Annotated in this window: 21 protein-coding genes; 16 read left to right on the forward strand and 5 right to left on the reverse strand. The window is 45.0% G+C overall.

Translation table 11 applies throughout. The features are described from left to right. Positions 1-64 precede the first annotated feature (64 nt). The 15 genes from VGB26_11295 (at position 65) to VGB26_11365 (ending at position 15,263) form a co-directional block, all read left to right on the forward strand. Positions 65-871: a glycerophosphodiester phosphodiesterase family protein gene (locus VGB26_11295; protein HEX9758361.1), complete on the forward strand. Its 807-nt coding sequence runs from the start codon at positions 65-67 to the stop codon at positions 869-871. Between the two features lie 132 nt (positions 872-1,003). Beyond that, positions 1,004-2,425 (forward strand): hypothetical protein, encoded by a 1,422-nt coding sequence (locus tag VGB26_11300; protein ID HEX9758362.1) that lies wholly within the window; start codon positions 1,004-1,006, stop codon positions 2,423-2,425. Positions 2,426-2,428: 3 nt separating this feature from the next. Further along, on the forward strand, positions 2,429-2,683 hold the full coding sequence (locus tag VGB26_11305; protein ID HEX9758363.1) for a glutathione S-transferase N-terminal domain-containing protein: 255 nt from the start codon (positions 2,429-2,431) through the stop codon (positions 2,681-2,683). 5 nt (positions 2,684-2,688) lie between these two features. After that, positions 2,689-3,774, forward strand: coding sequence for a KamA family radical SAM protein (locus VGB26_11310; GenBank protein ID HEX9758364.1), 1,086 nt, complete (start codon positions 2,689-2,691; stop codon positions 3,772-3,774). A gap of 40 nt (positions 3,775-3,814) precedes the next feature. Continuing rightward, on the forward strand, positions 3,815-4,318 hold the full coding sequence (dcd, locus tag VGB26_11315; GenBank protein ID HEX9758365.1) for a dCTP deaminase: 504 nt from the start codon (positions 3,815-3,817) through the stop codon (positions 4,316-4,318). A 29-nt stretch (positions 4,319-4,347) separates the two neighbouring features. After that, positions 4,348-5,205, forward strand: a complete 858-nt coding sequence (locus VGB26_11320; protein ID HEX9758366.1) for an alpha/beta hydrolase — start codon at positions 4,348-4,350, stop codon at positions 5,203-5,205. Between the two features lie 144 nt (positions 5,206-5,349). Next, positions 5,350-6,426: an iron-sulfur cluster carrier protein ApbC gene (apbC, locus tag VGB26_11325; GenBank protein HEX9758367.1), complete on the forward strand. Its 1,077-nt coding sequence runs from the start codon at positions 5,350-5,352 to the stop codon at positions 6,424-6,426. Between the two features lie 395 nt (positions 6,427-6,821). Continuing rightward, positions 6,822-8,549 carry an AAA family ATPase gene (locus VGB26_11330; protein HEX9758368.1) on the forward strand — a complete coding sequence of 576 codons (1,728 nt, stop codon included), beginning with the start codon at positions 6,822-6,824 and terminating at the stop codon, positions 8,547-8,549. An 18-nt stretch (positions 8,550-8,567) separates the two neighbouring features. Next, on the forward strand, positions 8,568-10,139 hold the full coding sequence (locus tag VGB26_11335) for a proteasome accessory factor PafA2 family protein (protein HEX9758369.1): 1,572 nt from the start codon (positions 8,568-8,570) through the stop codon (positions 10,137-10,139). Between the two features lie 21 nt (positions 10,140-10,160). Further along, on the forward strand, positions 10,161-10,379 hold the full coding sequence (locus tag VGB26_11340; protein HEX9758370.1) for a ubiquitin-like protein UBact: 219 nt from the start codon (positions 10,161-10,163) through the stop codon (positions 10,377-10,379). A 25-nt stretch (positions 10,380-10,404) separates the two neighbouring features. Further along, a complete protein-coding gene (locus VGB26_11345) occupies positions 10,405-11,184 on the forward strand; it encodes a proteasome subunit alpha (GenBank protein ID HEX9758371.1) in 780 nt (259 codons plus the stop codon). After that, positions 11,177-11,986, forward strand: coding sequence for a 20S proteasome subunit A/B (locus VGB26_11350; GenBank protein ID HEX9758372.1), 810 nt, complete (start codon positions 11,177-11,179; stop codon positions 11,984-11,986). Before VGB26_11345 ends, VGB26_11350 begins: the two co-directional genes overlap by 8 nt. Position 11,987: 1 nt before the next feature. Continuing rightward, complete coding sequence (locus tag VGB26_11355) at positions 11,988-13,415, forward strand: proteasome accessory factor PafA2 family protein (GenBank protein HEX9758373.1); 1,428 nt, start codon at positions 11,988-11,990, stop codon at positions 13,413-13,415. Positions 13,416-13,466: 51 nt separating this feature from the next. Next, complete coding sequence (gene sigZ / locus VGB26_11360) at positions 13,467-14,072, forward strand: RNA polymerase sigma factor SigZ (GenBank protein HEX9758374.1); 606 nt, start codon at positions 13,467-13,469, stop codon at positions 14,070-14,072. A gap of 60 nt (positions 14,073-14,132) precedes the next feature. Further along, on the forward strand, positions 14,133-15,263 hold the full coding sequence (locus VGB26_11365) for a hypothetical protein (GenBank protein ID HEX9758375.1): 1,131 nt from the start codon (positions 14,133-14,135) through the stop codon (positions 15,261-15,263). Here the strand turns inward: VGB26_11365 and VGB26_11370 are convergent. From VGB26_11370 to VGB26_11390, 5 genes are all read right to left on the reverse strand, one after another. Next, positions 15,260-15,547 (reverse strand): hypothetical protein, encoded by a 288-nt coding sequence (locus VGB26_11370; GenBank protein HEX9758376.1) that lies wholly within the window; start codon positions 15,545-15,547, stop codon positions 15,260-15,262. The two genes, VGB26_11365 and VGB26_11370, sit on opposite strands and share 4 nt — an antisense overlap. A 43-nt stretch (positions 15,548-15,590) precedes the next feature. After that, on the reverse strand, positions 15,591-17,153 hold the full coding sequence (locus VGB26_11375; GenBank protein ID HEX9758377.1) for an HD domain-containing protein: 1,563 nt from the start codon (positions 17,151-17,153) through the stop codon (positions 15,591-15,593). A 194-nt stretch (positions 17,154-17,347) separates the two neighbouring features. After that, complete coding sequence (locus VGB26_11380) at positions 17,348-17,797, reverse strand: CopD family protein (protein ID HEX9758378.1); 450 nt, start codon at positions 17,795-17,797, stop codon at positions 17,348-17,350. Positions 17,798-17,895: 98 nt separating this feature from the next. Further along, positions 17,896-18,714 carry a prolipoprotein diacylglyceryl transferase gene (lgt, locus tag VGB26_11385; GenBank protein ID HEX9758379.1) on the reverse strand — a complete coding sequence of 273 codons (819 nt, stop codon included), beginning with the start codon at positions 18,712-18,714 and terminating at the stop codon, positions 17,896-17,898. A gap of 72 nt (positions 18,715-18,786) precedes the next feature. Beyond that, positions 18,787-19,392: a TetR/AcrR family transcriptional regulator gene (locus tag VGB26_11390; GenBank protein HEX9758380.1), complete on the reverse strand. Its 606-nt coding sequence runs from the start codon at positions 19,390-19,392 to the stop codon at positions 18,787-18,789. Between the two features lie 889 nt (positions 19,393-20,281). On the opposite strand from VGB26_11390, the gene VGB26_11395 reads away from it, so the two are divergent. Further along, complete coding sequence (locus VGB26_11395) at positions 20,282-20,665, forward strand: ABC transporter permease (protein ID HEX9758381.1); 384 nt, start codon at positions 20,282-20,284, stop codon at positions 20,663-20,665. Positions 20,666-20,950: the final 285 nt, after the last annotated feature.

Genomic DNA, 20,950 nt, shown 5'->3' on the forward strand with positions numbered 1-20,950 from the left:
AATCTAAACCTTTCCCAAAAGGCTTTGTAATCGCTAAATAAAAACATCTTCTCTTGAAAAATATATGGATTCTCCGCTCTCATCTACCCCCACCTCTGAAATCGTGTCAGAACGGATTTCTGAAAAGGCACCACCATTGCCTCACCCTTTAAACATTGCTCACCGCGGCGCTTCAGCCTATGCCCCGGAGAACACGTTGGCCTCTATCCAAAAGGCAATGGATATGGGAGCAGACATAATTGAACTGGATTTACACCAAACAAAAGATGGAGTTCCAGTGGTCCTACATGACACATCCCTCTGGAGGACGGCCGGAATTCGACGCAATGTGGGAAGCCTCACGCTTAAGGAAATACAGAAACTGGATGTGGGGCGTTGGTTCAACCCAAAGTTCGAAAACCAACGCATTCCAACTCTTCAAGAGGTTTTAGAAATGGTCCAGGACCGGGTGACCTTGAACCTGGAGTTGAAACAGGGAACCTCCCCCTATCCAAACTTCACAGATAATATAATTCACCTGCTCAATCAGTGTCATCTCTTTTCGAAAACTTTGATTTCATCCTTTCACCATGGAACCATTCAGAGAATTAGAAAGGATTTTCCGGAAGCCTTTCTTGGATATCTCTCCCATCGTGAAGCCACTTCAAAAATTTTTTCCAGTGCAATAGATCTCAAGGCCTACTCCTTACACATTCCCTTTCGGAAAATTTCCCCCGCCCTTTTGGATAAATCCCATTCCCGGGGCTTTCAGGTGTTCTGCTACACTGTCAATCATCCCGATGAAATGAAACGGTTTCTCAAAATGGGAGTGGATGGCCTATTCACCAACTATCCCGACCGCCTTGCCAAACTCATCACTGAGTCTATCTAAAGATAAAATAAGCTTTTTTTTGCTCCTTTCCAGGTGACTTAAAGGTTGCCATCACTTTTTTCCCTATGTTATGATCGAGGTTCGAAACATTTACTCAAGGTTTAGATCCATCATAACCGATAACCCCGTGTGATGATAAAAACCAAAGGAGAAAAACGGGCTGTTTGCTTAGGCGTTGAACAAGCCCTGATAGAGGCCGGGATATTTCAAAAAACCACCCAATCCTCTCGAGATCCTTCTCGTTGGCGTATTTCCCCACACCCGTTCTGGATCAGCCAAGAGGAAATTCAATTTCTCGAAAACCTCGGGCCCGCTCTCCTCTCTTTTTATAAAGCCCTCAACCAGCTCTATTTCAAAAGCATCAAGGGAATTCAACCAAAATGGTGTTCCGCCTACTTGGATCAAGGAAAACCAGAAGCCCTTATCGCCTATGGGCGGATGAATCGGTTCAAACAGCACATCCCTTTGGTTATTCGCCCTGATCTAATTCCAACGGATTCAGGAATGATCGCAACCGAATTGGATTCTGTTCCAGGGGGGATAGGAACCACCGCTTGCCTCTCGAAAGCCTATGAAACCCAAACGTTTTCGGTGGTCGGTGGGCCCTCGGGAATGTTGGATGGATTCTCAAAAGCAGTCCGGTCCTTTGCCAAAAATGAAAACCCAGTTTTGGCAATCGTCATTTCTGAAGAATCCAAGGATTACCGGGCAGAGATGAAATGGTTTGGAGAAAAAATGGGAGAGTCGGGTATCAAAACCCATGTGCTAGAACCCAGGGAAGTTCAATTTAGCGAGGAAGGGTTATGGCTAGATCAGGGCTCAGGCCCGGTTTCTATAGATGTGTGTTACCGATTTTTTGAGTTATTTGATTTAATGAATATTCCTAAATCGGAGTTGATTCTCTACAGCGCAAAAAAAGACAAAATCTCTCTGACCCCTCCCGTCAAACCGTTTTTAGAGGAGAAGCTTGCTTTTGCTTTATTTCATCACCCCGTTTTGCAGCCATTCTGGGAAAAAGAATTGGGGGAGGAAACCTTCGGACTCTTGAAAGATCTGTTTCCGAAAACCTGGGTTTTGGATCCAAGAGAAATCCCTCCCCATGCTATAATTCCTGACCTCAAACTCGGCCCTCATTCGATTACGAGTTGGTTTCAGCTGAGTCATGGTACCCAGCAAGAGCGCCAATTTGTGATTAAACCCTCCGGGTTTTCAGAATTGGCCTGGGGAAGCCGGGGGGTTTATGTGGGCCATGACCTTCCTGCAAAGCAATGGGAGGCCGTCTTAAAAAATGCCATAGATCAGTTTAACAAAACCCCCTATATTTTGCAGAGTTTCCATAAAGGAAAACGGTTTGAGATGGAATATGTGAATTCTCCTTCTCGGGAATTGATCCCCATGGCAGGTCGCGTTCGTCTATCCCCTTACTATTTTGTGGTTGAAAATCAAGCTGTTCTCTCAGGAATTCTTGCCACCCTCTGCCCCATTGATAAAAAATTGATTCACGGAATGGGTGATGCCATTATGGGCCCCTGCGGTCTTCGAAACGAGAATTGAGGAATTTTGATGTTGAAATTATACAGTCTGGAGTTTTGTCCTTACTGCGAAGTGGTCATCAAAAAATTGAATGAATTGGGGCTGGCCTATGAAAAAATTGAGGTTCCGGCTGCTCGGCCTCAAAGAAAAGAAGTATTTCAGGTCTCAGGTCAAAATACCGTTCCCGTTCTTCAGGATGGAGATGTTGTGTTATCCGATGAGGAAGAAATTGTGGGATACTTGGATCGCACGTATAACTCTTTGAAAAAAGGAGATTGATATCCATGGAACAATGGGTAAAAGATTTGAGAGCGAGCGTTGTAAAAGCAGAAGATTTAGAAAGGCATCTGGGTGTTCCCTCTGAAGAGGTTCAAAAAGTGATACAAGAATATCCCATGCGGATTACCCCTCATGTTTTAAATCTGATCAAGGAAAAGGGAGATCCCATTTGGAACCAGGTCGTTCCTCAATCCGCTGAAATGGAAAACACCAGCCATTGTATTGATGACCCCTTACATGAAGAAAAAGACAGCCCGGTTCCCCATTTGGTCCATCGCTATCCCGATCGGGTTTTATTTATGGTCACCAACCAATGCCCCATTTACTGCCGCTTTTGCACTCGGAAAAGGTTGGTTGGAAAACCTGGTTTTGTTTCAAAAGGAGATCTGATGAAAGTGGTGGAATACATTTCCAATCACCCGGAAATTAGGGATATCATCCTCTCTGGAGGTGACCCGTTACTCATTCCGGATGGGCACCTGGAAACCATTCTTAAGGCCCTGAGGGGAATACCAACCTTGGAAATTATTCGAATTGGAAGCCGGGTTCCTGGAAGCCTACCCTCCCGAATCACGGATAAGCTGTGTGACATGCTCAAAAAATATCACCCCCTGTATATGAACCTGCACTTCAACCATCCCGATGAAATTACGCCTGAGGTAAAACAGGCTTGCGAAAAATTAGCAAATATCGGGATTCCCCTGGGCAGCCAAACCGTGTTATTAAAGGGAGTCAATGATGATCCTGATGTGATGAAACAGTTAATGCAAAAATTACTGGCCATTCGTGTAAAACCCTACTATTTATATCAAACGGATTTGGTCAATGGGACAGAGCATTTTCGGGAAAGCGTGGAAAAAGGGTTGGAGATTATCCAAGCGATCCAGGGACACACCTCTGGAATGGCGGTTCCTCATTTTGTCATTGATGCGCCGGGAGGGGGGGGGAAAATCCCCATTCTGCCATCGGATAATCTCTTGTCCATCAATAGCCGCGAGGTTATTCTAAAAAACTATGAAAACAAAGTGTATCAATATCCCCAACCAAAGCATGTGGAAATACCCATTGAAGAGGAGGTGAGCCGTGATTAAGAGTGATCGTTGGATTAGAGAGAATTCTATCCGCAAAGGAATGATTAAGCCATTTGAAGAAAAACAAATACGGGGCAACGCCATTTCTTTTGGTCTTTCATCCTACGGGTATGATATTCGGATTGCCGATGAATTTAAAATTTTCACTAACATCAATACCACTATCGTAGATCCCAAGGCGTTTGATAAAGGTTCTTTTGTGGATTATGAAGGAGAGGTCTGTATTATTCCTCCCAACTCTTTTGCTTTAGGTAGGAGTGTGGAATATTTCAGAATTCCAAGAAACGTCATGACCATTTGTGTGGGAAAATCGACTTATGCCCGTTGTGGCATTATTACCAATGTCACCCCCTTTGAACCGGAATGGGAAGGGTTTGTGACCTTAGAAATTTCGAACACCACCCCTCTTCCAGCAAAGATTTATGCCAACGAGGGGATTGCCCAGGTTTTATTTTTTGAAAGCGATGAACCGTGTGAAACTTCCTATGCCGATAAGAAAGGGAAATACCAAGCTCAACAGGGTGTCACCCTTCCCAAGGTTTAAACCCCATTAAACCGTCTTTCCCAAAGGAATTGAACAAACCCATTCATTTTCTAAAACCCGCACCTGAAGAAACCTGGCTCACCACCACCGATGGGTTAAAGCTTTTCACACATTCCCATTTACCAAAAATCATTAAAGGCCATCTCTGCGTGATTCACGGTCTAAGTGAACACTCTGGCCGGTACACCCACTTGATTGAATATTTTCTCCCGTTGGGTTATGCGGTACACCTGATGGATCAAAGAGGTTTCGGAAGGTCCCAGGGTTTACGAGGCCATGTGGACCGATATGTTCAATATCTGGATGACCTGAATGGTTTTATAAAACATGTTCAAAACAAGTTTTCCCATGGAAAAACCTTTCTCATTGGACACAGTTTGGGAGGGGTCATCGCTTCCGCCTTTGCAATGACCCATGATTCCCACCTGGAGGGAATCATCCTCTCCGCACCAGGCCTGAGGATCCGTAATTTTCATAGGTCCCTTTATGGCGTGGTAAAAATATTAAACTGGTTTAAACCCAACCTCCAACTCCGCCATACACTCCGGTATCGGCACCTCTCCCATGACCCATCCGTTGGAAAGGCCTACATTCAGGATCCACTGGTTCACCCCTTTATCACCCCCCGCTTCTTTTTGGAATTTAATCACATGCTCTCATTTGTGCATAGGAATCCTCACCGTCTTCACCTTCCTTGCTTAATCCTATGTCCAACCGGTGATCGAATCGTCAATCCCCAGGGAAGCATTGAGTTTTATCAAAACCTCAAAAACCCTCTCAACACACTGATCACCTATCCGGGATTTTTTCATGAAATATTCAGTGAGGTTAGAAAGGAACAGGTCTTTTCGGATGTGAAATCCTGGCTTGAAACAGTTAAAAAATAATGGGGCCCTTAAAGAAATTGATTTGGCAAGGGAGACTGTGTTAATATGGCTTCCGATGGGGAATTAAGGTTTTCCCACCTCCTATTGATGGTTCAGATATAACCGACCTGGTTTCTTTTTTAATCAAGGATATTTAAGGATAAAGTGGGGGAATTCAAAGAACAGGATATCATTGGCGTTTTAAGTAAGGTCCAAATGCCTGATCTTGAAAAAGATTTAGGAACACTCAACGCCATTCAAGACCTCAAAATAAAAGGATTTGAGGTAGAACTGACCCTTTTGCTGACCACCCCAGCTTTTAAATCCCTTACGGCAGAACTGCGGGACCTGGTGGAAAAGGCTCTCCGTTCCCTTCCCGAAATATCAAAGGTGACCGTTCATTTTAAATCACAGATCACCTCGGGAGACTCCCAAGTCAAGGATAACCTTATACCCCAAATCAAAAATACCATCGCCATTAGCAGCGGAAAGGGGGGGGTTGGTAAATCTTCAACAACCGCTAATCTGGCGGTTGCCCTCTCCCAAGCCGGTGCTGCAGTGGGAATACTCGATGCGGACATCTATGGCCCGAACATCCCGATGATGATGGGAGTTCAAAAACCCCCAACCAATCAAGGGAAGAAACTGGCTCCTGCAGAAAGCCACGGAATCCAGATCATGTCCATGGCCTTTATGGTTCCTGAGGACCAACCCGTGGTCTGGCGAGGGCCAATGATTCATGGCGCCATACAGCAATTTCTCAGGGATGTGGCATGGGGGGAGTTAGATTACCTTTTCGTAGACTTGCCTCCGGGAACAGGAGATGCTCAACTCAGTATCGTTCAACTGGTTCCTTTAACGGGAGCGGTGATTGTCACTACCCCTCAAGATGTGGCGCTCCTTGATTCTAAAAGGGGGCTGGCTATGTTTCAAAAAGTCCATGTTCCTCTTCTGGGTATTGTGGAGAATATGAGTACCTTTATTTGTCCCCACTGCCAAGGAAAAACCGATATTTTCAGTCACGGGGGCGGCCGCGAAGCCGCCAAAAAACTGGGTGTCCCTTTTCTAGGAGAAATTCCCATCGACCCTTCTATCCGTGAAGGGGGGGACCATGGAAAGCCCCTCCTGGTGTCCCACCCCTCCTCCCCTCAATCGGAGGTTTTCCGGGGAATTGCACGGAGCGTCGCAGCGAAAATTAGTTCAAATAATGCCACCAAACAATTTTTTACCATCATTCAATAACCCTTTCTCTTGCTATTGCCTAACCCAACAAACTGTCATCGGTTTTTTTAAAAGCGGTAGATACCCACGGGAAGAGCCCCTGCCACTTTTTAACCACAAATCCAATTGACTTGCCTTCAGCGAGAAGTCCGCCTCACACACGCCTTAAAGAAATGGTCCTTTGGTTGGCATCACCCGTGGGTATTTAACTAGTGAGCAAAAACGAACAATAGGGGGCTCCATCTGGCTTTGCCCAAGCGAAAGTGGGGTTTGGGGCCGGAAGACCGGCAATTTGTTTTGCCGGACGGGCCCTCAATTTAGGCAACCACGCCAACCCCAATATATAGAGGATGACACCCCAATCCGGTTTATGTTATTCTAAAAATCGTTTTGATTAACCCTTGGGTAAAATTCTTATGAGCGACCATCACCCTCAATCGACGGGAATTTCAGATTCTAGTGAGGAAAACAGCCGAGGGTCAGCAAAATCCCCTTCCGAGCAGAATGAAACCTCCATTGGCCTGATTGATCAGCTTTTAACCGCTACGGACCTGCAGGACCCACGGCACCAGACGCTTTACCGGCTCCGGCAATCGCTTCTGAACGGGGAAATTACCGTTCAAAAAGCAGAAACGGAAGTCAAAAAGCTCCAAGAGGTTCTGCAAAAAGTAACCTCTCCCGCCAACCGGGTTGGAACGCTATTGGGTCTACCTGCCACCGGAATGGCCCACATCATTATTGGGGGATCGGAATATCATGCTCAAATTGATCCCAGACTTTCTAAAGAAGATTTAAAAATCGGTTCACAAATTTTAGTCAATGAAGCCTTTGCGGTGATAAAAGGCTTGGACTATGATCGTGGGGGTCCTGTGGCTAAGGTAGTAGACGCTCTTCCGGACGGAAGAATTCGGGTTGGCCAAGAACAAGGCTTGCAAAATATTCTCCTGATTCGATCCACTCAACTGGCAAACAAAGCGCTTCAACCCGGGGATACGATTCGAATGGACCCCAGCCAACGGGTAGCCATTGAAAACCTGGAACGACCCGAAACCCGGCAACACCTTTTAGAGGAAATTCCCCAGGTCTCTTGGGAGGAGATAGGGGGTCAAAAAGAAGCGGTAACTGCCATTCGTCGCGCCATTGAGCATCCCCTGCTTAATCCTGAAATTTTTAAACGATTTCAATACCAGCAACCCAAAGGGTTTCTCCTGTATGGGCCTCCGGGATGCGGTAAAACGCTGATCGGGAAAGCCACGGCCTTTAGCCTTGCAAAGCAACTCTCTAAGCAACAGGGTAATAAACCGCTCCAACAGTTCTTTATGCATATCAAAGGGCCCGAAATATTAAATATGTGGCTAGGGGAATCCGAGCGGATGGTCCGGGATCTCTTTACCCAGGCAAAATTAAAAAAGAAAGCGGGGTTTCTCCCCTTTATTTTTATAGATGAAGCGGAATCGATTTTAGGCACCCGAAGGGCCATGCGGTCTTTGAATATTTCCAACACGCTGGTTCCTATGTTTTGCACAGAAATGGATGGTATTGATTCGCTGCGGGATGTGGTGATTATCCTTGCCTCCAACCGTCCCGATATGATTGATCCTTCCATTCTACGACCGGGGCGGATTGACCGAAAAATAAAAGTAAAACGACCCGATGAAAAAGGGGTCTCTGAAATTCTAAATATTTATCTGACCCCTGATATCCCTCTGGACCCCCAACTGCTGGAAATACACGGGAATGATCCCGAAGCGGCTAGACAGGCTTTAATCCAACAAGGCGTCGACCTTTTGTTTCAGCGGTCCGAAGAAAATCAGGTCCTGACCGTCCAATATCGCAATGGAAAGCGGGATATTCTTTATCGGGGAGACCTGGTTTCTGGGGCGATTCTTGCCGCTTTGATCCATCGGGCAAAAGAAAAAGCCATCCAACGAACCCTTCAGGAGAAAAAAGGCGGGGGAATTCAAATGTTAGATTTAAAGGAGGCCGTGGAAGAAGAATATCGAGAAGGTGAAATTCTACCTCCCGAGGATTCCTCTGAGGAATGGTTAAAACTTTTGGACAAAGATCCCCATCAGGTGGTCAGTGTCTTGGCGTCCCGTAAGGGGAAGAGGGAAAGATCTATCCATCCTCAAACGATCATTTAAAATTTCCAAAGGCCCCTTATGGCAAAGCCCGAATCCGAAAAACCCCACATGTTTAAACTCTTTGGAATAGAAACCGAATATGGAATTACCCGGGAGGACCTCGAAACAGTGGACCCAGTCATTGAATCCATGGAATTGGTCAGGACCCATCTTCAGGGTAAATTTCAACAGGAATGGGATTACCAAGGGGAAGACCCGCACCAAGACGCTAGAGGTACCCGTGTCAAAGGGTTAAGCCAAGACGACGAAGAAAAAGCCTTCCTCAAAGGGATTGACTCAAACCGTCCCTTTACCTTTTATGAAATGAAAAGCGATCTGGTGTTGTCCAATGGAGCGCGATTTTATAACGATCACACTCACCCGGAATTCTCAACCCCCGAATGCAACCGAATCAAAGACCTGGTGATCTACGATAAGGCAGGGGAATGGACCTTACGGCAGGCCGCAGGGAAACGAAATCTGAGTTTAGGGCGGGGGAAAGTTCAGCTTTATAAAAATAATACCGACTTTCATGGACACAGTTATGGGTGCCATGAAAATTACCTCCTTCCACGTTCCGTCCCTTTTGAAACCATAGCCCAAAATCTAATCCCCTTCCTGGTCACCCGCCAAATTTTCACAGGGGCTGGGAAAATGGGGATTGAATCACCGGAAAACGGGTTTCAGTTTGGAGAATTTCAAATTTCACAACGGGCAGATTTTATTGAGACAGAACTGAGTATTGAAACAATGAAAGATCGTCCCATTGTCAACACACGGGATGAACCTCATGCAGACCCCTCTCTATTCCGCCGTCTTCATCTTATTTTAGGGGATTCCAATATGTCGGAATACGCCACCGCCCTGAAAGTAGGAACCACATGGTTGGTGTTGACACTCATCCATCGGGGAAAAGCTCCGAAAATTTTTTTAGAAAACCCCGTCCAAACTATCCGAAAGGTCTCAAAAGATCCAAGTTTGAGGCAAACCCTCCGAAGCCAAACAGGGAAAACCTTAACAGCCATACAGGTTCAATCCGAATACCTGTTAGCGGCTCAGAAAAACCTTTCGGGAGAAGACCCAGAAACGGACTGGATTTTAAGCCAATGGGAAGAGGTATTAGCGCTATTGGAAACCGATCGGTCAAAATTAAAAGATAGGGTAGACTGGATTACGAAAGAATGGCTTCTCAACACTTTTTGTGATGAAGAAAAAATTTCCAAAACCGATCCCTGGCTGGTTAGTTTAGATCTGGAATACCACAACCTAGACCCGGAAAGAGGGTTGTACACGGCACTTGAAGCAGAGGGGAAAATTCAGCGGCTGACCACCGATCAGGAAATCCAAGAGGCCCTCATTTTTCCGCCGGAGGGAACCCGGGCCAGAATTCGTGGTCTTTGCATTCGTAAGTTTAAGGACCAAATCCAATCCATTCAATGGGAAAAAATATCCTTCAAAAACGGGTGGCATAAACCCGTACTCAATATGGAGAGACTTCTAGACCCTAGAGAAATTAACGAATGGCACACACAATTGGAAGCCGCATCAAGTTGGAAGGAAGCAATGAATGTTCTGAGTAGTTTAAAGAATCGGATCCACCTAAAAAATTAATTTATTGCGGGAGGAATCATCATGGAACCCAGAAAACCTCAAATTTCACAAACTGTTTTCTCGATCCCTTTTTCTTTCGAACGGAGAAAGCACCCCATAGAGCCCATTCAGCGGCCACTGGATAAGGACGGTCCCCGAAAACCAGACGTGGGGTCCCCCGAAAAAGATAACCTCTTAAAACGCATGCGCAAGGTCGATCCCAAACAAGCGGAACGCTATCGACAAAGAACCGGCGAATGATCGTGAAAAACAAAGGAGAGCTGCATTGAAAGGGGATTTTTTGAATCTACTTCAACAGAATGGATATCGTTTTGAACATTCCTTATCGGTAGAAAAACATCGAGAAAAAGACGCCATTACCCAAGGGACAACCATTCTCGCGTTCAAATATAATCAAGGTGTTTTGGTCGCTGGTGATCGCCGAGCCACTGCCGGAAATGTCGTAATGCATGATCGAACAGACAAAGTTCTGGAAATCGACCGACACAGTGTGTTGGCTATTGCCGGGGTCCCTGCTACGGCGTTTGAAATCGCACGGATATTGGATCATTCATTTAAATATTATCGAAGAAGCCAACTTCAAGATTTGAGCTTGGAAGGAAAGGTCCGTGCCCTATCCAGACTTCTGAAAGAAAATATTCCCATGGCCCTGCAGGGAATCGGGGCCATTGCTCCGATTTTTACCTTATATGATATAGGGCTAAGAACAGGACGTATTTATTTCTATGACATTCTAGGAGCAGAATTTACAGGGGTAGAGTTTGCCACCTCTGGCTCCGGATCTCCGACCATCCGAGGAATTCTCCATTATGTCAATTGTTGGACCCCCACACCGCTTTCCCAAATGACCGAATCAGAGGCTCTTTTGCTTTCCTTGAGAATACTTGAGACCGCTGCGGAATTCGATTCTGCAACTGGGGGAATTAAAAAAGAAGCGAACATATTTCCAGTGATCAAACTAATTACCAAAGAGGGAATCCAAGAAGTGAACCCCACCCATCTTCGGGAAATTTTCCTTCAAGGGGTAGAGAAAACCCATGTTTGAGGAACCCTATCGATGGATTGAGGCCGTTGAAAACCGAAGGGCCTATTTAGACGACCAATTCAAGCAGGGCAGTCCTGTGGTGGCATTGGTGTATAACGCCGGCATATTATTGCTCACCTTCAGTAGCGGCACTCAAAAAATTTATGAAATTTATGATCGCATCGCTTTGGGTGGAATGGGACACCCTGCAGATCTGGAAAGAATGCGAGCCTCGCTTTTAGAAATGGCTCATCTTGAAGGATTTAATCGCTCACCCTCTGATGTTACCATCGCCCGGCTCATGAAATTTGGTTTGGCACCACCCGTGAAACAGGCCTTTGAAGAAATATTCCGGGCCCCGGTTGTGATTAAACTCCTCTTGGTTCAATTAGACCCATCTTTCCACCGGACCCCCATCATGTCATTGGATTATGATGGCATTTTTGAGGAATATACAGATATGGCCGTCTTGGCCGCAAACCCAGTAATCGGTCAACGGATGACCGATTACTTGAAAAAAACAAAAAACCTTTCCTCATTACCCCGAGATGCCGCCATTCAACTGGCGCTTAAAGCCTGGGCGGTAGGTTTTTCGAGCCAAAATAAATTTGCCGAGGAAAGAGAACAAGAAGAGAAAAAAGGAAAAGCTTCTCTCCCGTCCTCTTCCGAAAGGGATGTGATCATCAAAAAAGCCCTTCAAACCCTTAAACCTGAAATAGCCGTTCTGGAAGAAGGGCACCCCGGATCCTCTAAATTCCGAACTTTGGGCCCTAAAGAAATGGAATCCATTCTTACCCAGTGGGTTCACCCCTCAAAGGAATAAAATGCTCAATCGGATCATGGGTTTGGAAACCGAATATGGTTGCCTTATCACCAGCGAATCCCCTTCTTTATCTCCGGAAGAAGTGGGCCACCGATTAAAAGATTATCTCTTTCAGAAAAAACAAATCGGGATAGTGGATCTTCACCACCGTGGCTATGATGAACCCCCTGGAAATGGAGGTTTCATTGTGAATGCAGGGCGTATTTATATGGACATGGGTCATCTTGAATATGCTTCCCCAGAATGTGCCTCCCTTTTAGATATGGTGACCTTTGACCGTGCGGGGGATTGGATTCTGCAAAATGCCTTAAGGGAAATACATCCCGAAGATAAAATTGATTTAATAAAAAATAACATCGATCATGAGACAGGGGCAACCTTTGGTTCCCATGAAAATTTTCTGGTTAGCCGCGCTTTCCCATTTAACCTTGAGGGCCTCTCCCAACTTCTTCCTTTTTTGGTCACCCGTCAGATTTATTCAGGGACAGGAAGGGTAGGAATCCATCAAACCCTTGGAGATTGGATCCTTTTGGAGGAAGGAAAAGGAAGCAAGAAAGATTCACCATCGGGTCAAAGCCCATTTCAAATTTCCCAGCGCGCAGATCATATTGTCAATGAATTCTATCAATGGGTCCAATTTAACCGAGCAATCGTTAATACCCGGGATGAGCCCCTTGCAGATCCCACCCGTTATCGTCGTATTCACCTCTTGATCGGGGATTCCAATATGTCGGAGTTTGCAACCGCTCTTAAAATCGGAACGACCATTTTGGTCCTTCAACTGATTGAGGAGGGTAAAGGTCCAAACCATTTGAACCTGAAAGACCCCGTCCAAAGTTTAAAAAGCATCTCAAGGGACCCACTACGTCAATGGATCATTCCCTTGGAAAGTGGAAAAACCATTTCAGCCATTGACATTCAAACCGAATATCTGTCACGGGCAAAGCAATTTCTCAAAGGACAAGACCCAGAAACCGATTGGATCCTGGTGGAGTGGGAACGGGTATTAGGGGATCTACGAGGGGATTATCATCATTTAGTTGATCGGGTGGATTGGGCTGCCAAGCGCTGGCTTTTGGAAACCTTTATTGAGTCCGAAGGACTGGATTGGAACGATCCTTGGATCAAAAGCCTAGACCTGGCCTATCACAATCTTGATCCCAAAAGAGGACTCTTCTTTGGCCTTTTGGAAGAGAACCGGGCCCTTCGCTTTACCACAGACAACGCTATCCAGTTAGCTACACAAAACCCACCCCGCAACACCCGGGCCTTTGGGAGGGGGAATTTAATCAGCCACCTGATTCACAATCCCTCTCCTTATGTCATCAACTGGGCTGCGTTTCAGATCAAGGGAAAAAACCCCTTCCCGATGGCCGATCCATATAAAACCTATGTTCATGAAATCAAATCTCATTTAAACTGCGTGTAACCAGAACCGTTTTTCAGCACCGATTGGCACAGGAAGGGCTGAAGAGACCTATTGGAATTACCAAAAACGTTCGGTTCACAAACCCATAGCGGAAAAAAAATGGATGTCTCTGCAGTGTGGATGAAATTTCACAAAGACCTGCACCGGTTCCTTTCAAAACAGGTGAGGAACAAACAGGATGCGGACGACATCCTTCAAGATATTTTTATCAAAATCCATAAACATTCCAACCAGCTGAAGGTAGAAGAAAGCCTCAAGGCTTGGGTGTTTAAAATCGTAAAAAATGCCATGGTTGACCATTATCGAAGAGAAGGAAAACAGGCCACCCCTCAAGTGGTTTTCGATAATTTCAGCGACCAAGCCCATCAGATTACGTTCAATGAAGAAGCAGGCCAATGTCTGAAGCCTATGTTGGAAAACCTCCCGGAACGTTACCGGTCGGCACTATTCCTAACAGAGTTTCAGGGAATCACCCAAAAAGAATTAACCCAACACCTAGGTCGGTCATTGTCCGGGGCCAAATCCAGGGTACAAAGGGGAAGAGAGAAACTAAAAACCCTATTACTGGCTTGTTGTCATTTTGAACTAGATCGGTTAGGAAATATTCTCGAGTATGAAAAAAGGGGAAAAGATTGCCAATATTGCAAAAAATGCTAAGATCAGTAAGAGGAAAATAGATAGATTCTAAAAATTTTCCCCAATGGAAAATTGAACCAAATGAAAAATATTTTTAAAACGAAAGATGAAAGACTTTTACCAACCAGGACACCCCTTTTCCTTGCCTTTTTTATTTTTTTGATTTTTCTGCACCCCTTAAAAGCCTCGACCTTTGAATTCAAAGGTTTCGCTGACGTAACGTTTAATTATACCGACAACAAACAAGATACCACTGATAGGAATACCAATGGGGCTTTTTCCCTAGGCCACCTAGATTTATACCTATCTCACTCCTTAAATGATCGAATCGATGTTCTCGGTGAAATTCTCATTGAAGGAGAAGATAATGGAGAATTTGAGATTGATTTAGAGCGGTTACAAATCAGTTATTATTTTCGTGATGAGTTTATTGTCCGGGCAGGGCGATTTCATAATGTGTTGGGGTATTGGAACACAGCCTATCACCACGGTTCTCTTTTATATACAACCATCGATAGGCCATCCTTCCTACAATTTGATGACCAGGGAGGGGTTTTACCCACTCACCTGATCGGTCTTTGGTTAACAGGTCGGTTATCCCGAAACCAAGGAACACTAGAGTATAGTGTCATGGCAGGGAACGGTCCAAAAATTAAAAACGCCGGAACAACCGGAAGTTTAGATCCAAACAGTGTTTCGGACAATAATAAAAACAAAGCCCTTTCATTTCATTTGGAAATTTTGCCATCAAAAATTGAGGGACTGGGAATTGGAATCTCCGGAAACTTTAGCGAAATACAATTTTTTGATATAGATGGTAATCGCATTTTGGTTGGAGGAGCCAACCAAGTCATCCAAGAAATTCTAAGTGCAGATTTAGAATATTCTGCCAAAAATATTGAATTAATTGCTGAGGGATATCAGATACGTGACCATGGGTCTGGAGCCTCGCATTTCATCAATTATGCCTGGTATATACAAGGGGGTTATAAATTTCTAGAACGCGTCACCCCTTATGTACGGCATGAGCGTTTTACCATACATGAAGAAGATCCCTATTTCCTTGCCCTGGGAAAACAGGATAAAAAAATCACTGTTGCGGGGATCCGTTTTGATATCATGGCTTTCAGCGCCCTTAAAGCCGAGGTCCGGTTGGTGGATAGCACGGACCATTATGAAGAATATGCCGTTCAATGGGCCTTCGCTTTTTAAGGAGGGGAAAGCCCAAGGTCCACCTTCTTTCTTGGGGAAAGGGGATCACTCGTTTCGGGTGGAATTCCTTCCAGTCGATTGGCAAAAAGGTCCCACACCTCTTTATTTTTTCCGATCTCTAAATCTCTTTTCATGAGGGCTTGTAACCGTTTGCGGGCCTTATCCAAATCCGGATTGTGGGCATCATCCACCACTTTTAAAAAATTCTCCACAATCCCCTTTACCTCAGGCCCCTCGTCCCTTAAATCCTTTAAAAATACTGAAACTTCAAAATTGGTAATCATCCGATTTTCCTCTCCGAGAAAAAAATTTTAAAAATTGAAACGGTTAATGGTTCACGCTTTTCTTAGTATCCCCTGGGTTACCCTTTGAACGGTTCAAAAAAGTGATCGCCTCTTTTCGACTTTTAACACGCCCGGTTAATTGCTCTTCCCGAAGCATAGATAGAATTTCTCCAACCTGGGGCCCCGGCCCGACTCCATAAATACGCATCACGTCCTCCCCATTTAAAAAGGGAGCAGGAACTTTCCGGAACTGTTGGGCTTTTTTTTGGATTTTGGTTATTCTCTCTTTCACCTGGTAATAGCTGGTCAAATTAGGAAACCCGTCCTCGTGAATGGTGGCCAGGGAATCAGCCAAAATTAACTGTAATAAAGTTTTTCCCGGAAAGCCGGGTTTTAAAAAATAGCGTTCAATGGTCGTTGCTTTCATTTCCATTACCTGGCCCTGAACCAATATTAGGTGCTTTCCAACCAACCAGGATAAATCCTCAGAATCCACATGTAAAAGGTCCCCTTTCGGATATTGTGAAAGCTTCAAACGGCGGCAAATTTTAGATGCCATTTGCGCCCCTACACGGTCATGCCCGTCAAAGCGAATCCGATCGGTCCCATCCCGCTCAGGAGTTTTGAGCGTGTGGGGTTTTCCGAGATCATGTAATAAAACCGACAGAACCAGTTCCGCACTCAAAGGCTCCCCTGGGAACTCTTTCCGAAAGGTTGGGGAAGATAATTGAGCCAAGGCCAACCTTGTATGGGTCCAAACGTCCCCTTCACTATGGAAGTTTTTCGGCTGAGGACAACCTTTCATGGAAAGGATTTCCGGTAAAATGATTTCCATGGCCCCGCTTTGACCGAATAAATCAAAAGCCTTAACCGGATCATAGGTTAGGGCCTGCACCATTTCCTTACCGATTACCTCCCTTGGAACCACAAAACTTTCATCCTCATGCCGGTTCACAAGGCCAGAAATCAGGCCTTTGAGGGCCATCCAGGTCTCTTCCTCAATCTCAAAACCCAATTGACAGGCAAAACGGATTCCCCGTAGAATTCTTGAATAATCCTCTTGAAACCGAACCCTTGGATCTCCCACCGCACGAAGCTTCTTCCCCGTTAAATCACCCGACCCGCCAAAGGGATCCAGCACCTTTTCGGTCCGAAGGTCAAGGGCCATGGCATTTACCGTAAAATCCCGGCGATTTAAATCTTCTTCCATGGGAAGGTTAGGGTCAGAATCAATTATAAATTCTCGATAAACACCGCGTAATCCCTTAGATTTCTCCGTTCGTGGAAGGGCAATGTCAACCACTCCGCTTCCTTTCGCCTTTGGAGCCCACTTAAGCACACCAAAATTTTTTCCAACAACCTGGACCTTGCCTAAATTTTTTAAAGCCTCTTCTAAATCTGGTAGGGCAACCTTCCGGACCACCAAATCCAAATCTTGCGTTTTCTTTCCCAACATCAAATCTCGAACCACACCACCAACCAGATAAAACTCGCCCTGGGGAAACAGGTCAAAAAAATCAAAAAACCCGGTATTTCTTATCAATTCAATAACTTGAGGAAGGCCCTTCTTCAGATTTTGGCTCAATGGGTGATTCATTTGTACCATTTCCAACAAACCCCTTTTTTCCCAACTCCGAATTTTAGCATTCTCAGTCTGCAAATGTCTATTTGGGGTTCAAACGAATTTTTTCTTTAAATAAGGAGAGAAAAATAAAAGGGATTTTGCTACCCAGAGGGATTTTTGTTCGCTTAAAATAGGAGACACTGCTAATGGAAGGAGATTGGGTTAAGAAAAGACACTTAAAACCTCGCCAAATAGATTGCGATCAAAGAGGTCAAAAAGCCAAAAAGAAGAATTCCTAAATTGATCCATTCTACTGATGCAGGGGAATTAGGGGAAAGGGACCTCCTTCCTCCAGAACCCATCACCACATCCAAAACGATACTCAAGCCGATCACAACGGCAACCAAAAATAATTTAATCATTAAAATCCCTCCCCAGTCGGACTCCAACCGGGCGGACCCTCCCTCGTAGAGAAGATTCATTACCCCGGTCACAATCAAGGTAATCAGACTGACCCACCGAACGGTTTTAAATCGCTGGTTGACCTTCCGTTGAATGTCCAGGTCTCTTGCTGTCGAATTGGCCCCAAGCAGAACCGGGCCTAAAACCAGCCACTGAAACAACATCCCCCCAAACCAGAAAACAACCGCAATTAAATGGAACCACAGGATCAAAATTGGAAACATTAATGATCACCCAAAAAAATTCTAAACCTTTTAATATTCAGTATTCAGGAAATGTATTCTGGTTTTTAAAACGTGTATAGAAGGGATCAACTTTTCCATTAATCCTTTTTCCTTTTTCTTTTCATTTTGGCCTCTTCCGGAGGGGTGTGTTTATTTAAAAGGACGATGAGCATCACAAAACCTAGCCCAAACATTGGAAAACTTAAAACCTGCCCCATAGAAAAAGGCCCCATAATAAAACCTAGGTGAGCATCGGGTTCCCTAAAAAATTCAACAAAAAACCGAAACCCCCCATAACCCATGATCATGGTCCAAAAAAGAACTCCCCTGGGCAAGGGCTTCCGGCTTAACACCCAAAGGATTGTAAATAGAGTTGCCCCTTCTAAAAACGCTTGGTAAAGCTGAGACGGATGACGGCATATATCCCCTCCCGTTGGAAAAACCATACACCAGGGAACATCCGTCGCCCTGCCATAAAGTTCACCGTTAATGAAATTTCCAATCCGCCCAAAAAACAAGCCCATGGGGGCCACCACTCCTGCCAAATCGGCTACCTCATGAAAGGAGTATCCCCTCTTCCAACAAAAAAGAGAGCCCGCCACCAACACTCCCAACAAACCCCCATGAAAAGACATCCCACCTTCCCAGATGGCAATAATTCGTCCTGGATGATTCCAATAAAAATCGAAATTATAAAAAAGGACATACCCCAACCTTCCCCCAAAAATGACCCCCATGGCCGCATAAAGGACCAAATCGGGGACTTCCTCTACTTTCATTTTGACCTTCAGCCGAACCACAAGCTTTTTCAAAAAGAATAGGGCCAAAATAAAAGAGATGGCATACATGAGGCCGTACCAACGCAGCTGGAGGGGGCCAAGCTTTACAAGGGTTGGATCAATTTGCGGATAGGGAATCATAGAGGCGCCCAATTTGAAAAAACCGTAAAATTATGAAGGAAAGGGGAGGGTGAGTCAACCAGAAAGGGATCAAACCTGGGAATGCTCTAACATGGCACGGAGACTTCTCGCACAGGCCCTGTAAACGGAGGTATTTTTCTTGGCTTTAACCAGAAGGGTGGCCCCTTCTGCAACGGCGACCAATAAATGAGATAAGGCCTTTGTGTCTACTTCTTTTCGGATTTCTCCTTTTTGTTTTCCTTCCCGAAGAACCAGATTCATTTGGTGGGCCCATTCATCAAAAATCTGGTCCACCCGCTCCCGAAACCCATCGTGAACATCGGACATTTCCAAGGCAAAATTTCCGAAGGGACAGCCGATCAGACAACCGTTTTTGGCGAGATGCTTCTCCCCCTTGGAGAAAAAGGAAAGGATTTTCCCAATGGACGTTCCATTTCCCTGTATCATCTCATTGAGATTTTCCCGAAAAAAGGCAGAATAGAGATCGATCACCGCATATCCCAACGCCTCTTTACTCTTAAAGTGGAAATAAAAATTGCCTTTTTTGACTTTGGAATCCCTCAGGATATCATCGACACTGGTTCGATGATATCCGTTGAGAAAAAACAGGCGCTGGGCAGATTTTAAAACCTTATTCCGAGTAATTTCACCTTTTGTTGGAAACGTTTTCTTCAAATGCTAGAACTCACAGAAAAGTTTCGCGGTTTCAGGGAAAGGTTATTTGCTTTTTCCCGTGAAAAAAGATGATTTTAACACCTTGTTTCCGCGACTCCGGGTTAAAGGACGATTACCCCTATTTCTCATGATAACAGGATCCAGAATCTCACCGCAAGTCAAACAGCGCCAACCGTAAAATGTTATTTTACCCGTATCATCCCTTACATCCTGAAACCGCTCTGGGAGCATGACCCCTTTGCATCTTGGACAATTCACTTTAAACCTCCATTGTAAGCATTGTATAAATAAACTGACTAGTTAGTTTATTTATAACCTTGAACCCGCGCTTTTGTCAAGAGAATGTTTTTCAGGGAAAACAGGGTTTTTCTTTAAGACTCTGGGGAGAAAACGATAGAATGGGAATAATTAGATTCTTTTTCAAATTAAACAAAGGGTTTTTATGGAACCACCGTTCCCTCCACCCTCCCATCTTTCCCGTTTCAGGAATCACCCAAGTGAAGCCCCTGTTTTAACAAACGAAAAAACTTCTTTCCGAAAAGGGGGGGGATTTTTTTTTGGCCTTTGGCTTCTTATTCAATATGGTTTTTCCAGGCCAAACAAAGGTTGAAATCGCAACGGTCCAATAAGGTCAAAGAGCCGATCAGCCAAGGTTCCTGCTCAATGCTTAGGGGTACGTGGTGCCCCAGAACCAAGGCACTGTGGCCAACCGTACAGTTTAAATCGACACCCTTCGGGCCCTCGGATTCTATCGTGGAAGCATCCTGTTTGCATTTTTGATTGAATCGATTTTCCTATCTCTAATGGAAGCCTTAATGAAACTTTTTTTAGCCTTGTCCCTTCAAATGATGACCCCGTCTTTACCACTTACTTGGCCACTTTTGCAGAGGTGGCCTTTCGGTTTACTCTAACTCCCATTATCGTAATACTGGCCATGTCTTTTTCTCTTGTCATGGGAATTGAGGGGAGTCTCCTCCCCTCCTTCAAAGCGGCCCGGAAAAACATCGTCCAATCCCTTAGTACTCCATTTCATAATTACGATGACGTATCCTCCGAAAAGACACAGAGCGGAGCTTGCCTCCGCGCTGTAAGCACTACATCTGTTGAAAAAGTATCTACGCGTCTTCCGGGACACTGCCCGGAAGACGTGGCCCCTTCGGGCCAATGTCTTTATCGACAACTTTTTGTCGATGTTGACACCCTAAGTGCCCATATTGTGTGCATTAGGCCGTCATTCCCGCGAAAGCGGGAATCCAGGAGCCATTGGTTTTAAAAAACTGGATTCCCGATTAAACATTCGGGAATGACAGACTAAGATTTCAACACCGCTAAAATACGTTAGCGAATTTACGAAAAGGAGCACTTAGTATCCTTTAATATATTCCATCAACTCAGTTAAAACTTATTTCAATAGGTAATGAGCCTGTCCGGCAAACCATTAAGTTAGGGATAGCACATTGGCGAATGTGATCCGTGCGGAATTATTCATCCATCGAAGAGTTAGAGGGTCCATCGATATGGAAGTCATGGTATATGCAAGAGAGGCATCCATGTCCGT

This window comes from Nitrospiria bacterium (genome assembly GCA_036397255.1).
GTDB lineage: Bacteria > Nitrospirota > Nitrospiria > DASWJH01 > DASWJH01 > DASWJH01.